This window comes from Agromyces protaetiae (assembly GCF_030866785.1).
GTDB lineage: Bacteria > Actinomycetota > Actinomycetes > Actinomycetales > Microbacteriaceae > Agromyces > Agromyces silvae.
The window spans coordinates 2081258-2096125 of the sequence record NZ_CP133018.1; the positions used below are offsets into that span (position 1 = coordinate 2081258).

At 71.4% G+C, this 14868-nt stretch carries 17 protein-coding genes and 1 pseudogene; 9 read left to right on the forward strand and 9 right to left on the reverse strand.

What is annotated here, in order from left to right; all coding sequences use genetic code 11:
- Positions 1–77 precede the first annotated feature (77 nt).
- Entirely contained in the window at positions 78–1100 is a 1023-nt protein-coding gene (ligD, locus tag QU602_RS09625; RefSeq protein WP_308800078.1) for a non-homologous end-joining DNA ligase, read from the forward strand.
- Between the two features lie 54 nt (positions 1101–1154).
- On the opposite strand, the gene QU602_RS09630 is transcribed toward ligD, so the two are convergent.
- On the reverse strand, positions 1155–1853 hold the full coding sequence (locus QU602_RS09630) for a GTP pyrophosphokinase (RefSeq protein WP_308800139.1): 699 nt from the start codon (positions 1851–1853) through the stop codon (positions 1155–1157).
- A gap of 123 nt (positions 1854–1976) precedes the next feature.
- On the opposite strand from QU602_RS09630, the gene QU602_RS09635 reads away from it, so the two are divergent.
- Complete coding sequence (locus QU602_RS09635; RefSeq protein WP_308800079.1) at positions 1977–2465, forward strand: VOC family protein; 489 nt, start codon at positions 1977–1979, stop codon at positions 2463–2465.
- A 35-nt stretch (positions 2466–2500) separates the two neighbouring features.
- On the opposite strand, the gene QU602_RS19115 is transcribed toward QU602_RS09635, so the two are convergent.
- Positions 2501–2776: a YchJ family protein gene (locus tag QU602_RS19115; RefSeq protein WP_373692928.1), complete on the reverse strand. Its 276-nt coding sequence runs from the start codon at positions 2774–2776 to the stop codon at positions 2501–2503.
- Positions 2777–2839: 63 nt separating this feature from the next.
- Positions 2840–3154, reverse strand: a pseudogene (locus QU602_RS19120) (hypothetical protein); the annotation flags it as partial.
- Here QU602_RS19120 and QU602_RS09645 point away from each other — a divergent pair.
- Both QU602_RS09645 and QU602_RS09650 read left to right on the forward strand, forming a co-directional pair.
- Positions 3147–4019 carry an aggregation-promoting factor C-terminal-like domain-containing protein gene (locus tag QU602_RS09645; RefSeq protein ID WP_308800081.1) on the forward strand — a complete coding sequence of 291 codons (873 nt, stop codon included), beginning with the start codon at positions 3147–3149 and terminating at the stop codon, positions 4017–4019. The pseudogene QU602_RS19120 and the gene QU602_RS09645 sit on opposite strands and share 8 nt — an antisense overlap.
- An 88-nt stretch (positions 4020–4107) precedes the next feature.
- Complete coding sequence (locus QU602_RS09650) at positions 4108–4641, forward strand: hypothetical protein (protein ID WP_308800083.1); 534 nt, start codon at positions 4108–4110, stop codon at positions 4639–4641.
- A 73-nt stretch (positions 4642–4714) separates the two neighbouring features.
- On the opposite strand, the gene QU602_RS09655 is transcribed toward QU602_RS09650, so the two are convergent.
- The 5 genes from QU602_RS09655 to QU602_RS09675 form a co-directional block, all read right to left on the reverse strand.
- Positions 4715–6097, reverse strand: a complete 1383-nt coding sequence (locus QU602_RS09655) for a dihydrolipoamide acetyltransferase family protein (RefSeq protein WP_308800084.1) — start codon at positions 6095–6097, stop codon at positions 4715–4717.
- Positions 6094–7128, reverse strand: coding sequence for an alpha-ketoacid dehydrogenase subunit beta (locus QU602_RS09660; protein ID WP_373692912.1), 1035 nt, complete (start codon positions 7126–7128; stop codon positions 6094–6096). Before QU602_RS09660 ends, QU602_RS09655 begins: the two co-directional genes overlap by 4 nt.
- Complete coding sequence (gene pdhA / locus QU602_RS09665; protein WP_308800085.1) at positions 7125–8255, reverse strand: pyruvate dehydrogenase (acetyl-transferring) E1 component subunit alpha; 1131 nt, start codon at positions 8253–8255, stop codon at positions 7125–7127. Before pdhA ends, QU602_RS09660 begins: the two co-directional genes overlap by 4 nt.
- 142 nt (positions 8256–8397) lie before the next feature.
- Positions 8398–8889 (reverse strand): Lrp/AsnC family transcriptional regulator, encoded by a 492-nt coding sequence (locus QU602_RS09670; protein ID WP_308800086.1) that lies wholly within the window; start codon positions 8887–8889, stop codon positions 8398–8400.
- Between the two features lie 90 nt (positions 8890–8979).
- Complete coding sequence (locus QU602_RS09675) at positions 8980–10200, reverse strand: aggregation-promoting factor C-terminal-like domain-containing protein (RefSeq protein WP_308800087.1); 1221 nt, start codon at positions 10198–10200, stop codon at positions 8980–8982.
- A gap of 83 nt (positions 10201–10283) precedes the next feature.
- On the opposite strand from QU602_RS09675, the gene QU602_RS09680 reads away from it, so the two are divergent.
- From QU602_RS09680 to QU602_RS09700, 5 genes are all read left to right on the forward strand, one after another.
- Positions 10284–11453 carry a glycoside hydrolase family 3 N-terminal domain-containing protein gene (locus QU602_RS09680; RefSeq protein WP_308796227.1) on the forward strand — a complete coding sequence of 390 codons (1170 nt, stop codon included), beginning with the start codon at positions 10284–10286 and terminating at the stop codon, positions 11451–11453.
- Between the two features lie 118 nt (positions 11454–11571).
- A complete protein-coding gene (locus QU602_RS09685; protein WP_308796228.1) occupies positions 11572–12135 on the forward strand; it encodes a YceI family protein in 564 nt (187 codons plus the stop codon).
- A 272-nt stretch (positions 12136–12407) separates the two neighbouring features.
- Complete coding sequence (locus tag QU602_RS09690; RefSeq protein ID WP_308796229.1) at positions 12408–12818, forward strand: hypothetical protein; 411 nt, start codon at positions 12408–12410, stop codon at positions 12816–12818.
- Positions 12819–12830: 12 nt separating this feature from the next.
- A complete protein-coding gene (locus tag QU602_RS09695) occupies positions 12831–13232 on the forward strand; it encodes a hypothetical protein (protein ID WP_308796231.1) in 402 nt (133 codons plus the stop codon).
- A 46-nt stretch (positions 13233–13278) separates the two neighbouring features.
- Positions 13279–13668, forward strand: a complete 390-nt coding sequence (locus tag QU602_RS09700; RefSeq protein WP_308796232.1) for a hypothetical protein — start codon at positions 13279–13281, stop codon at positions 13666–13668.
- A gap of 24 nt (positions 13669–13692) precedes the next feature.
- Here the strand turns inward: QU602_RS09700 and QU602_RS09705 are convergent, their stop codons facing one another.
- Positions 13693–14787: a winged helix DNA-binding domain-containing protein gene (locus QU602_RS09705; RefSeq protein ID WP_308796233.1), complete on the reverse strand. Its 1095-nt coding sequence runs from the start codon at positions 14785–14787 to the stop codon at positions 13693–13695.
- Positions 14788–14868: the final 81 nt, after the last annotated feature.

Here is a 14868-nt window from a genome sequence, read left to right on the forward strand (position 1 = left end):
GGCCGCGCCACACACGGGGCTGCTCCACGCGGCGGCCGCCCTCCCGCAGGTCGGTGGCCTGCGGTAACGTCACGGGCATGCCCGCATCGGCCGTCACCCTCACCGTCCCAGGCCCACACGGCGACCGCAGCGTGCGCATCTCCAGCCCGACGCGCGAGATCTGGCCGGAAGCGGGCATCACGAAGCTCGAGCTCGCGGAGTACCTGATGGCCGTCGGCGAGGCGTTCGTCGCCGCGAACGGCGATCGTCCGATCTCATTGCAACGCTTCCCCGCGGGTGTCGAGGGCGAGCAGTTCTATTCGAAGAACCCGCCGAAGGGCGCACCCGACTGGGTGCGAGCGGTGCCTGTGACCTATCCGAGCGGGCGCTCCCACCCGCAGCTGGTCATCGATGAGCCGGCGGCCGCCGTCTGGGCGGCGCAGATGAACACCGTCGTCTTCCACCCGTGGGCCTCGCGCGCCGGCAGCTCCGACTTCCCCGATCAGTTGCGCATCGACCTCGACCCGCAGCCCGGCACGGGGTTCGCCGAGGCCGTCGAGCCGGCATTCACCCTCCGCGAGATCCTCGACGAGGCCGGCCTCACGGCGTTCGTGAAGACCTCGGGCAACCGCGGCATCCACGTCTTCGCGCCCATCGAGCCGCAGCACGAGTTCCTCGACGTGCGGCACGCCGTCATCGCCGCCGCCCGCGAGCTCGAACGACGCATGCCCGAGCAGGTGACGACCGCGTGGTGGAAAGAGGAGCGCGGCGAGCGGCTCTTCGTCGACTTCAACCAGGCGAACCGCGATCGCACGATGGCGGGCGCCTACAGTCCGCGTGCCCTGCCATGGGCATCGGTGTCGTGCCCGCTCGAGTGGTCCGAACTCGCGTCCGCCGACCCGCGCGAGCTCACGATCCGCACGGTTCCTGACCGTCTGGCGGAGCGGGGCGACCCGTGGGCCGCCATGCACGATCATCCGGGGCGTATCGATGTGCTGCTCGACTGGTGGCAGCGAGACCTGGCCGACGGGCTCGGCGAGCTGCCGTTCCCACCCGATTTCCCGAAGATGCCGGGCGAGCCCACCCGGGTGCAACCGAGCCGGGCCAAGCAGCGCGACTGAGCGCCGGGGCGCACACCCCCACATCGCCGTCTCGTGGACGAGGCGGCCTCGCCGTCAGACGAGCGAGTTCGCCCGATGGGGCTTCGGCATGCCGTGCACCTGTCGGTGCAACGACTCCATACGACCGTCGAGCTCGGACGCGGTGCGCGCCGCGTCGGTGAGCTGGTCGAGGAGCGCCTGCGGCACCTGCCGGTCGTACTTGTAGTAGATCTTGTGCTCGAGGCTCGCCCAGAAGTCCATGGCGATGGTGCGGATCTGCACCTCTACCGGCACGGGGTGGGCGCCGGTCGAGAGGAACACGGGCACCTCGACGATGGCGTGCAGACTCTGGTAGCCGTTGGGCTTCGGCGTCGCGATGTAGTCCTTCACCTGCAGCACCCGGATGTCGGGCTGCGCGGTGAGCAGCTCGAAGATGCGGTACGCGTCGGAGACGAAGCTGCAGGTGACCCGGACCCCTGCGATGTCGGTGATGGTCTCGCCGATGGCGTCGAAGCTCGACGCGACGCCCTTGCGTTCCATCTTCGCGACGACGCTCTCGAGGCTCTTCAGCCGGCTCGAGATGTGCTCGATGGGGTTGTAGTCGTGCGCCTGGTTGAACTCCTCGCGCAGGATGGTGAGCTTCGTGATGACCTCGTCCATGCCGAACTTGTAGCGCATCAGGAACCGCTCGGTCTCGTCGCGGAGCGCGCGCATCTCGCTGAGCGCCTCCTCGTCGAGCGTGTCGAGCGTCTGCTGGGCGCGGGCCGTGAGCATCGTCGACGTCGCGAGGCGGGTCCGTGGGGGTGGGGAGCCGTCGGGGGGAGTCACGTGCTCCAACGTAGGACGCGAACCTCAGGATCAGCTTTGATCGCGCCACGCGCATGGCATCATTCAGCCATGACGGACACATCGACTCCTCCCGTGCTGCAGCTCCGCGTCGTCGTCGAGACCGAGGACTTCGACGCCGCGGTCGCGTTCTACCGGGACGCGCTCGGCATGCCAGAGTTCTTCGCGTTCGCCGACGGCGATGGCGCCGACGACGACCGGGTCGCGATTCTCGACGCGGGCCGCGCGACCCTCGAGCTCGCAAGCCCGGGCCACAAACGCGCCATCGACGCGATCGAGGCCGACGGCCGGGAGAGCCCCCGGATCCGCCTCGCCTTCGAGGTCACGGACGCGACGGGCACGACCCGGCGGCTCGCCGACGTCGGTGCGCGGGTCGTCGCGGAGCCGGTCGAGACCCCGTGGCGCTCCCTGAACTCACGCCTGGACGCGCCGGGCGATCTGCAGATCACGCTGTTCGAGGAGCTCCTCGACAGTCACGAGCGCGCGGCGCTCGAGGGCTTCGACACGGATGCCTCGCGCACGCGGGATCCCGGTGCCTGAACAGTCGGCGTGCACAGGCGGCTGTGCCCGGCGGGTCAGACGGCGGTGAGGTAGGTCCAGCGACCGCCCTCGCGGCGGAACCGGCTGCGTTCGGCGAGCAGCCCGGGCCCGTCGGCGTCGCGGTACCGCGCCACGAACTCGACGATGCCCTCGGCGTCGTCCTCGCCGCCGGCCACGGTGTCGGCGATGTGCAGCGATCGCCACTGCGTCGCGGCGTCGAGCGTCAGCGCGGGGGGTCGTGTCGACGGATGCCACGTGGCGAGCAGGTACCCCGTTTCGCCCAACGCGAACGCGGTGAAGCGTGAGCGCATCAGGCGGGCCGCCGTGGGCGCGGGCTCGCGCCCGCTCAACAGCGGTCCGCAACAGGTGCCGAATGCGTCGCCACTCCGGCAGGGACAGGGTGCGTCGGCGGCCGGCGGTGCGCTGTGAGGGAGCGACGAGGGCGGGCCGACCGGCGCGGATTCCCGAGGAGACGCAGGCATCCCTCGAGTATGACCGAGCCGGTCGTGACCGAGTCGATCCATATATGCGCAGTCATGGATTGCCCAGGGAAAGCCGAGGACTCGTCCAGGACCGTGGGGCAAGCTGTCGGCTTTGTGCGTCCGCGCCCCGGCGGACGCGTCCCTGAACCCGGCACGGCTCGACCGGCCATGCCACGAGACCTCACGAGCCACGAAACCGATGCGCATAGAGAACCACACCACGAACCAGACGAACGCCGCGAACCCCACGCACTCGACCCCGACCGGCACGCCGGCCGGCCACGGCCTCCCCACCCGCCGGAGCCTGCGCCCCCGACGCACCAAGCGGAACAGCCTCATCGCCGCCGGCGCGATCGCCGCGGCGGGCCTGATCGCAGGCACCGGCTTCACGGTGACCTCCGCGGTCGACGCCCAGCAGCGCGTCGACGCGACCGCAGCGGTGACCCAGGCCACCGGGCTCCACAAGGACCAGCTCGGCGCCTACTCGGTCGTCGCGCAGGCGAAGGCGATCAGCACCGCCAAGGACACCATCCAGGCCGCCGAGGCGACGCTCGTCGCGGCCGACGGCAAGGTCGACGCGTCCGGGTTGCAGGCGTCGGTCGCGTCCCTCGGCGACTACGAGCGCCTGCCGATCGACTCACTCGTGACCCTGACGCGGGAGACGCAGGCCAAGACGCAGCAGACGGCGGCGGCCGCCGCCGAGTTCGAGCGCGCCCAGCAGGAGCAGGCGCGCATCGCGGCCGAGACGCTCGCACAGGCGAACACACCCGAGGGCGCCAAGGCGTTCGCGCGGGAGCTCGCCGCATCGCAGTACGGCTGGGGCGGCGACCAGTACACGTGCCTCGTGAACCTGTGGCAGAAGGAATCCGGCTGGAACTACCAGGCCATGAACGCCTCCAGCGGCGCCACCGGCATCCCGCAGTCGCTGCCCGGATCCAAGATGGCGACCGCCGGCGCCGACTGGCAGACGAGCGCCGCGACCCAGATCCGTTGGGGTCTCGAGTACATCGCGCGAGGGTACGGCACGCCCTGCTCGGCGTGGTCGCACTCGCAGTCTGTGAACTGGTACTGAGCGACGGCTCCGCGGCGCGCCGCACGGCGCCTTGACCACCCCCCGAACGCGGCACACAATGGTGTGTCCGATCCAGGGAGGGTGAGCCATGTCAGACCCACAGGTCCGACCGAACGCCGCGAACGACGACACCACCGTGTTGTTCGAGACGCTGCAGGAACCACCGGCGACGGAGACGACCGCGCGACCGGCGCCTCCCGTCGCGCACGCGGCTGCCGAACGCCGCCCAGCGGGGCGCGTCGAATGGAGCCGCGACCTGCGCTTCATGCTCGTCGTGCTCGCCGCGATCGTCGTGCTCTTCCTCGCGTTCGCGCTGCTCATCGCGTTCAGCCCGACCGGCGCGGCGATCAGCGCGCTGGCCGTGATCGCGGCCCCGATCGCGACCATGGTCGCGGCGTACTACGGCATCAGCCTCGCCCTGCGGCAGGTTCGCGACGCCAATCACGCCGCCGAAGCCGCCGAGAACCGGGCCCGTGCGGCCGAGGCGTCCGCGCGTGAGTCGGACGCGTGGGCGGCGCAGATGGAATCCGGTCTGCGCGTGTCGGTGTCGAAGCTCAGGGGCCTCGGTCAGGACACGCGCGACGTGGAGCGCGCCGCGGGCACGCCCGACGAGTTCTTCTGAGTCGCCCCGAGCACTCGCTTCGCCGGTCGGAGACCGAGCGCCGGTGAGCGTATCGAGCCCACCGGCGCGCGGCTTACAGCTCCGCGAGCAGTGAGACCGGACGCTCGACGCACCGCGCCACGAACGTGAGGAACGCCGCCGCCTCGGCGCCGTCGCACACGCGGTGGTCGAACGACAACGTCAGCTCGGTGACCGTCCGCACCGCGAGTGCTCCGTCGACGACCCATGGCCGCTCGATCAACCGCCCGACACCCAGCATCGCGGCTTCGGGATGGTTCAGGATCGCCGCCGAACCGTCGACCCCGAGTGCCCCGTAGTTGTTGAGCGTGAACGTGCCCCGGCGCAGCGCCTCGGGCGGAAAGGTGCCCGTCGACGCCTGCGCCGCGCGTTCGGCGATCGCATCGCGCAGCCCGCGCATGGCCATCGCCTGTGCGCCGTGGACGACCGGCACCATGAGGCCGCGGCCGGTCTGGGTCGCGATGCCGAGATTGACGGCGCCGTGCAGCACCAGCTCGCGCCGTTCGGCGTCGAAGCTCGCGTTCAGCCGCGGATGCCGTGCGAGCCCGGCCACCGCGAACCGCGCGATGAGCGCGGTCACCCCGAACCGCTCACCGGTCGCCTGCTCGAGCTGACGCCGGGCCGCGAGCAGCTCCGTCGCGTCGACGTCGAGCCAGACGGTCGCGTCGGGGATCTCACGTCGCGAGCGCTCGAAGTGGGCGGCGGCGGTCAGCGCGTGGCGGTCGAGCGGCACGCGCTGATCGCCGTCCTCGGCCGGCGGGATCGCCACCGCCGAGCGCTTCGCCTCGGTCGGAGACACCGCTGCGCCGCGCTCGGGCGGAGCGTGCTGCTCGAGCTCGGCGATGGCGTGCTCGACGTCGCGGCGCAGCACGAGATGGTCGGGACCGCTGCCGAGCAACCGGCTCGCGTCGAACCCGTGCTCGCGCGCCAGCCGGCGCACGATGGGCGACAACACGGGGGAGCGGCGGCCGGAGTCGAGCAGCGCGGCAGGGGCGCTCGGCCCGGCGGTCGCGGGGGCGGGTGCATCCGTCATCCCCTCCGCGTCCGTTCGCCGCCCGAAACGTCCCGCGATTCGACGCGGTCGGGCGACCGGCGTGGAGCTGCGGGTGCCGTATCCGATGAGTACGGCGCCCGACTCCTCATCCGAGACATCCGTCCCGCCCGCGGCATCCGCGCCGCCGGACCCGCCCGCACCGTCCGCCGGCTCCGCCAGCGTCAGCAGCACATCGCCCGCGTGCAGCACCTGGCCGACCTCGCCGCCGAGCGCCTGCACGACGCCCGCGAACGGCGACGGCAGCTGCACCACCGACTTCGCGGACTCGAGCTCCACGACCGGCTGATCCACGGCGACGGCGTCGCCCGGGCCGACGAGCCAGCCCACCACCTCGGCCTCGGTGAGGCCCTCGCCGAGGTCGGGCATCGTGAACGAGCGGCTCATGCCGGGTCCCACTCCCAGGTCGCGATCGCGGCCAGCACCCGGTCGGGCGTCGGCAGGAAGTGCTCCTCGAGCATCGGTGGCGGATACGGCAGATCGAACCCCGTGATCCGCAGGATCGGCGCCGCGAGCCAGTGGAAGTTCCGCTCGGTGACCCGGGCCGCGACCTCGGCGCCGTACCCGCCGAACTGCGCGGCCTCGTGGATCACCGCCGCGCGCGAGGTCTTCCGCACCGACGCCGACACGGTCTCGTCGTCGAACGGCGAGAGGCTCCGCAGGTCGATCACCTCGACCGACAGGCCTTCCGCCTCGCCGGCCTCGGCCGCCTCGAGCGCGGTACGCACGGTGGGTCCGTAGGCGATGAGCGTCACATCGGCGCCCTCGCGCACGACCTTCGCGCGGCTCATCGACTCGGTGTGGACGGGCAGCGCGAGGTCGGCCTTCGACCAGTACCGGCTCTTCGGCTCCATGAAGATCACGGGATCGTCGACCTCGATCGCCTCACGCAGCATGGAGTACGCGTCAGCGGGATTCGAGGGCGTCACGACGGTCAGGCCGGGCGTGGCCGCCCAGTAGGCCTCGGACGAGTCGGAATGGTGCTCGACGCCGCCGATCGCACCCGCGCACGGGATGCGGATGACCATCGGCAGGCTCACCCGGCCCTGCGTGCGATTGCGCATCTTGGCCACGTGCGAGACCACCTGCTCGAACGCGGGGTAGGCGAACGCGTCGAACTGCATCTCGATCACGGGTCGCAGGCCGTTCATGGCCATGCCGACGGCGGTGCCGACGATGCCGGCCTCGGCCAGCGGGGCGTCCCAGACGCGGCTCGCGCCGAAGGCGGCCTCGAGCCCGTCGGTCACGCGGAACACACCACCGAGCGCGGCGACGTCCTCGCCGTAGACGACGACACGCTCGTCGTCGGCCATCGCATCGCGGAGCGCCCGGTTCAGGGCGCCGGCCATCGTGGTCGAGACGGCGGATGCCTCGGCGGCGGCGGGTCCGCCGGGGGTCGCGGTGTGCACGGCCGTCACGAGGCGACCGCCTCGTGGTGGGCTTCGGCATCGGCGAGCTCCGCGGCGAGTGCGGCGCGCTGCTCGGCGAGCGCCGCGCGCGGGACGGCGTAGACATGATCGAAGAGCGCGAGCGGGTCGATCGCCGGGGCCTCGCCCAGCGCCTCGCGCGTCGTGGCCGCGAGCGTCTCGGCGGCGGCGGCGATCTCGGCGCTGATCGCGCCGTCGAGCACGCCCTCGGAGACGAGGTACTTCTCGAGCCGCTCGATCGGGTCGCGCCGGGTCCAGTGCTCGACCTCGCGTGATTCGCGGTAGCGCGTGGGGTCGTCGGAGTTCGTGTGCGGCTCGATGCGGTAGGTGAGGCCCTCGATCAGCGTCGGGCCGCCCCCGGCACGGGCGAGCTCGACCGCGGCACGGGTCACCGCGTGCATCGCGGCGACGTCGTTGCCGTCCACGTGGTGGCCCGGCATGCCGTACCCGACGGCTTTGTCGGCGAGCGTGGCGGCGTGGCTCTGCTTCGCGACCGGGGTGCTGATCGCGAACTGGTTGTTCTGCACGACGAAGACGGTCGGCGTCTGCCAGACGGCTGCGAAGTTGAACGCCTCGTGCGCGTCGCCCTCACTCGTCGCGCCGTCGCCGAGGAAGACCAGCGTGACGGTCGGCTCGCCCTTGAGCCGTGCGGCGTGCGCGAAACCGACGGCGTGCAGCGCCTGCGTCGCGAGCGGCGTCGCCTGCACCGACGTGCGGTACCGGTACTGGTCGAACCCGTTGTGCCATTCGCCGCGGAACGAGGTGAGCAGCGCCGCCGGGTCGATGCCGCGGGTGAGCAGCGCGATGCTGTCGCGATAGGTGGGGAACAGCCAGTCGTCGTCGGCGAGTGCGGCGACGGCGCCGATCTCGCAGGCCTCCTGGCCGTAGGCCGAGGGATACGTCGCGAGCCGGCCCTGCTTCGTCAGCGCCGTCACCTGACGGTCGAACCGGCGGGCGACGACCATCTTCCGGTACAGCTCGAGCAGCGTGTCGTGCCCGGGCAGCGCGAAGCCCCCGGTCTCGGGGGCCGGGGCGGCATGACCTGCGTGGTCGAGCAGGCGGATCGGGGTCGCCGTCGGGAGCGTGCGGCGGTCATGATGCTCGACGTTGAGGCTCATGCCTTCATCGTGGATGAGCTCGGCCGTCTGGGGGAGGCGTGCGACGCAAGCGTGAACGAACGGCTCCGGACGGACCGACGGCGAGCCGCTCGTCCGCCGGCAGCAGGCTCGCACGCGCCAGATGTCCGGAGGGTCAGGTCGGTCAGGTCCGCCAGATGTCCAGCGTCTGGGCGGGCGGCTGCCCGGCCAGCTCCGAGAGGATGAGGTGCGAGCGCGTCGACACGACGCCGGGCAGATCATGGATGTCGCGGAGGATCGCCTGGCCCAGTTGTTCGTGGTCGGGCGCGCTGACCGTCAGGATCAGGTCGATGTCGCCCGAGACCGCCTGCACCTTCTCCACGAACGGGAGGGTCGCGAGCCGGTGTGCGATCTCCTCCCATGGCACATCGCCGATCCGTACGACGACGAGGGCCGAGATGCTGAGCCCGATCGCCTTCCGGTCGATCTGGGCGCCGAACCCCGTGATCACCCCGCGCTGCTGGAGATGCAGCAGGCGATTGTGCGCGGCGGTCCGCGAGATGTGGACGCGCTCGGCCAGCGTCCGTACCGAGAGCCGGCCGTCGCGGCTCAGCTCGGCGACGATCCGGCGGTCGATCGGATCGAGCGGTTCCCCCCGATGCGGATGGTCGGTCATCATCGTCCTCGCATTCCGATCACAGCGTAGCGGCTCGCCCCGCCCGGTGCCCCGCTCGACGCAGGACCGGACACCGCCGCCGGAGCTCGTTCAGTACCAATTGACGCGCTCGGAGTGCGCCCACGCGCCACACGGCGCGCCGTAGCGACCCGAGATGTAGGAGAGGCCCCACTCGATCTGGGTCGCCGCGTTGGTGCGCCAGTCGGCGCCGGCCGCCGCCATCTTGCTCCCCGGGAGCGACTGGGGGATGCCGTAGGCGCCGCTCGAGCGGTTGTACGCGTCGGCGCGCCAGTTCGACTCGCGTTCCCACAGCTTGAGCAGGCACTGATACTCGCCGTCGCCCCAGCCGTACCGCGCGACGGCGGATCGGGCGTAGGCCTTCGCGCCGGCCGGGTCCACGATGACCCCCGCAGGCGGCGGCGCGGTGCCCGTGTCGCCGCCCGGCGTGCCGGCGGCCTCGCGTGCGGCACGCTCACGTTCGGCCGCCTCGGCCGCCGCCTGCTCGGCCCCGCGGACCTGACGCTCCAGGTCGACCGAGCGGTCTCGCAGACTCGCGAGCTGGGCGTAGAGCGTGTCGAGCGACGTCTGCTGCGCGGTGAGCTCGCGTTCGGCGGCCTCGTGCGCGGCCCGCGCCTCGCCGGCCCGCGCCTCAGCCTCGCCCGCGAGCCGGTCGCGTTCGGTCGAGGCGAGCTCGGCCTGCTGCCGAAGCGAGTTCGCATCGGCACGGGCCACCTCGGCGCGCTGCGCATCGGCCGTGTACAGGTCGGTGAGCCGGGAGACGCGGCTGAGCCCCACGAGCAGATCGTCCCCGCCGGTCTCGCCCTGCTCGAAGAAGAGTCTGAGCGTGGTGTCCGCTCCGCCGGTGCGGGCCAGGAGCGCCGCCGAGTAGCCGAAGCGCTGCGCCGAGAGCTCCGCCTGTTCGGCCGCGGTGTCGGCGGCGAGACTCAGCGTGCCCGCGCGGACGGCGGCCGCCGTCCGCGCGGCCTCGGCGGTGGCCGCGACGGATGCGGCGGCGACGGCGGCGTCGCCGAGTCGGCCGGTCTCGACCTCGAGGCCGCCGATCAGCGTGTCGATGCGTGCCGCCTCGGCCTCACGAGTCGACACATCGCGCTTGGCGGCGTTGACGTCGTCCCAGGTCGGCAGATCGTCGGCGGCGGCCGGGGCGACGGGGGCGAGCACGACGAGCGGCAGCAGCACCGCAGCCACGGACAGCCGGGCGGCGACTCGCCGCACGGAACACCACGCCATGGAACGTGCGGCGGCGCTCGACGAACCCGTTCGGGCACGGAGCATCCGTCGTCGTCCGACCACCGGCACTCTCCTTCCCGAGCGCCGCGAGTCTACCCAGGGAGCACCCGGCTGGCGGGCGGACACGCAGCGTACACTCGACCCTCGTGCATCTGCGGCGGATTCTCGGGGCCGTGGTGGTGCTCGCGGCGCTCGCGACCTCGACGGGGTGCGCGGCACCCCGCGACGGCGGTGCGGCGAGCCCGCGGCCATCGCAGCCCTCACCGTCTGCGATCCCGACGCCGTCGGTCGATCCCGTCGCCTCGTGGGTCTCCGACCGGATGGCCGGCCTGACGCTCGAGCAGAAGGCCGCGGCGTTGCTCATGCTGCACGCGCCCGGTGTCGACCCCGCCCCGCTCAGGGCGCTCGCGGAACAGGGCGTGTCCGGACTCATCCTGATGGGCGACAACATCCCGGCGGGGCCGGCCGAGCTGCTCGCACTGACCGACGCCGTGCAGGTCGACCCTGAAGCGCGCGTGCTGATCGGCATCGACGAAGAGGGCGGCGACGTCCAGCGCCTGCCGTGGGACGACGCCGCCGGCGCGTTCACGTTGCGGCAGCAGCCGCCGGAGGCGACGCAAGCCGCGTTCGCCCGGCGCGGCGACCTGCTCGCGCAGGTCGGCGTCGACGTGAACTTCGGCATCGTGGCGGACGTCACGGCCGACCCCGGTTCGTTCATCAGCGGGCGCGTGCTCGGCGCCGACCCGGCCGCAGCGGCCGCGCGGGTCGCGGCCGCGGTCGTCGGCGAGGGCGACCAGGTCGGTTCGACCCTCAAGCACTTCCCCGGGCACGGCGCGGCGCCCGGTGACTCGCACACCTCGGTGCCGGAGGCTCCGCTCACGCTCGACGAGTGGCGTGCAGGCGCCGCACCGCCATTCGCGGCCGGCATCGATGCGGGCGCCGACCTCGTGATGACGGGGCACCTGGTCTACCCGGCCGTCGACCCCGCACCGGCCTCGCTCTCGCCCGAGTGGCACCGCATCCTCCGCGACGAGCTGGGGTTCGACGGGGTCACGGTCTCCGACGACCTGCTCATGCTGCAGCACAACGGCATGCCCGAGTTCGCGGACCCGAACGAGAACGCGATCCGCGCGATCGGGGCCGGCACCGATCTGCTGCTGTACGTGCTGCCGGCCGACCCCGCCGAGTTCGGCATCTCGGTGCCGGGCCTCACGACCGCCATCGCGGATGCGGTGCGCACCGGCCGGATCCCCGAGGCCCGGCTCGACGACGCGGTCGCGCGTGTGCTGACGCTCCGACACCTCGCGGCCGGCTGACCTTCGCGTCTGAGAACTTCCGAAACTCGGGAATACCACCGGCTTATTCATGCGTTTGCATCTTCGTGGCCAGCCGGCCGCACGACCTACGTACCACGCAAACAGGAGTGACCTGAGCATGACCACCACCGCCTCGACCATCGAGATCCCCGGCTACCGCGTCGGCACCTGGACCATCGACCCCACGCACAGCGAGGTCGGCTTCCAGATCCGCCACCTCATGATCAGCAAGGTCAAGGGCAAGTTCGAACGCTTCGACGCGACGTTCATCACGACCGAGAACCCGCTCGACTCGAGCGTGACGGCGTCGGCCGAGGTCGCCTCGGTGAACACGAACGAGCCGAACCGCGACGGCCACCTCCGCACGGGCGACTTCTTCGAGGCGGAGACGTACCCGACGATCGACTTCGTCTCGACCGGCGTCCGCGTCGAGGACGGCGACTTCAAGGTCGACGGCGACCTGACCATCCGCGGCATCACCAAGCCCGTGACCTTCGACTTCGAGTTCGGTGGCTTCGGCGGCGACCCCTACGGCAACTACAAGGGCGGCGCGACGGCCAAGACCGTCATCAACCGCGAGGACTTCGGCCTCACCTACAACGCGGCCCTCGAGACCGGCGGCGTGCTCCTCGGCGAGAAGGTCACCATCACGCTCGAGCTTCAGGCGGCGCTCCAGCAGTAAGCGCTGCGAACCAGATTCCGCGGGATCAGGCGGCATCGACCGGATGCCTCGGACGGGGCGGTCGCGCGAGGGCGCGGCCGCCCCGTTCTTGCAACCTGTCGATGCACTCCTGGGGGAGCGATTGCCGCCGCCTCCGCACTCGCCCGGCCTGACCGGCCCTTCGTCGGCCGCGAACGAGCCCCATGAGATCAGGACGGGCGAGGTGCTCGATCGGTACAGATCATCGTGCACTGCACGAAGTGAAAGTGACCCCGCGGAGTATACTAGTCGGCATGATCACCGCGTTGGTTTCCACAGTTCTGGTCGGTGCTGCACTTGTGGGCGGAGCGACACCTGCACCTTCGTCAGCCGGCGAGTTTCGCGACGCGGAGGCGGACGTCCTCGTCTTCTCGAAGCCGGTCGACCTTCCGCACTATTGGGCGTCCGCATCCTTCGAGCGCCTGTCGTGCCCACCCGAGGCGCCGTACCTCAATGAGTCGGTGCGCTACTTCGACCGCCCGACCTTCCCGAACGGCGTCGAACTCCGCGCCGTCGGCGGCGGTGTCGACGCCGCGACGCTCACCACGTACCAGGTAGGGGGCGGCAAGACGCGGGTCACCGGGCTCTTGGCGACCACGGCGACGAGCTGGACGCTGCAGCCGCGGAAGGCGCAGATCGTGCTGCACTGCACGGACATATTCTGATATTCTCCCGGAATGACGTACCTATTCCTCGCCGGAGCCATGACGGCGACCGCACTGTTCTCAAGCTTCGCCCCCGGGGGGCTGTCGTCGGCGGACCCGAGTGAGAGTACGGAGGTCACCGTCGAGGCCGATGTCAAGACCATGCCGCACTTCTGGTCGTCGACCTCGTTCGGGGAGCTGAAATGCCCGGCCTATGCGCCGCGCCTCGTCGATCATCATTACTCCGACGGCGTGCCGCCGGGCGTCGAGGTTCGCACGTTCGGCGGGGACGGGATCCATGTGTTCTCGGCGTCCCTGCCCGACTTCGGGAACTACGGCAGGAACTTCGGCATCGCCTTCGCGACGGTGACGAACTGGGCCGTCCCGAGCGCGGAGCGTTCGGTGCAGCTTGTGGCTCACTGCACCGTCGACTGAGTCGGGTGCCGGCGGCTCTCCCGATGTATTCTGATATCCTCGTATCATGATGAGTTTGCTACTGGCCGGAGCTGTCACCATGACCGTTCTCGGCTCGGGCCTGACCGCCATGGGCGAAGAGGTCGAGCCGATGCAGTCGACGGCCGTGACCGTCACGTCCGATGTGAAGACCATGCCGCACTTCTGGTCGTCGACGTCATTCGGCGAGCTGATGTGCCCCGATTACGCGCCGTTCCTCGAGGATCGCCACTACTCCGACGGGCTGCCGCGGGGCGTTGCGGCCCGCACGTTCGGTGGTGACGGGGTGCACGTGTCATCGGTGACCAAGTTTCACCGCGGCAGGGAGATCGGCATCGCCTACGCCACAGTGACGAACTGGGCCGTCCCGAGCGCGGAACGCACCGTGCAGCTCGTGGCGCACTGCGTCTCGAACTGACGCAGCGCTCGCGCGCGGGCCGGCTCAGCCGGATCGCACCTCGGCGAGCGGCACGCCTCGGAAGCGGCTCCAGTCGGCGAGCGGGCGGCGGAATGCGCGAGCGTCGAGATCGGTCTCGAACCCGTCCAGCGTCACGGTCGCGCCGCGCCGGGCGTCGCGGCGACGCCAGAGGCCGACCACCCGGCCGGCGTCGACGAGAATCGCCTGGAACACGCCGTTCCCGCCGGGCACCACACGCCCCGCGTACCCGGGGTCGCAGACGGGCGACCGGTCTGCGTACCCGAGGAAGTACTCGTCGAACGCCGGAAGCGCGAACCGGCCTGACGCGCGCGGCGCGGTGCTGCTCGCGCCCTCGACGTCGGCGGTGTCGACTGCGCACAGTCGCTCGTCGTCGAAGGCGGTCAGGGCGTCACCGGCCGCCGCGACCGCGGTCCGCACGTCGGTGAGGGTGAGCCCCGACCACCACGCGGCGTCGCGCACCGTGGCCGGCCCGTGGCCGCGGAAGTAGGACGTGATGAGCGTCGCGAGTGCCTCGTCCCGCTCGCGTCGCGGGCTCGCGGGCAGCCAGTCCTCGACCAGCACGAACCGTTGATCTCTGCCCTCGGCGGGACCGAGGCAGATGACGGCGTCGAGTGCGAGCCATGCCAGCAGGTGGTAGCCGCGCTGCCCACCGGTCGCGATGCCCGCGGCCTCCCATGCGGCCTGTAGCTGGTCGCGGGTACGAGGACCCAATGCGAGTTCGCGCTCCGCGATGTGACGGGCGAGACCCGCGACGTCATCGTCGAGCTCGAGCTCACGCCGCCTCCGCGCGTCCTTCTGATGAATCCTCGGCCCGGTGAGCGCGAGCACCTCGCGGAGCCGCTCGGCGGCCATGATGTGCAAGGTGCCGCGGAGCGGCCACGTACGCACGATCCGCCGCGCGGCGAACGCGGCGTCGACGTCGGCCTCGACCGACCCCGGCACGCGCACGCCAAGCGCCCACCGCGCGGCACCGAAGTCTTGCGCCTGCATCGCGCCAATCCGTTCGACCGCCGCGACGATCGAGGGCATGCCGGTGTGCAGCCCGTGCGACCGCAGCCGCTCGGCGCGCACCCGCGCATCGGTGGCTCGTGCGCTCATGTGGCGAGTCTGCCAGCGCCCGCCGACACCGCCCGCCCAAACTCACTGCGCCATGAGCATCGAGCCGGCATCGATGGATGC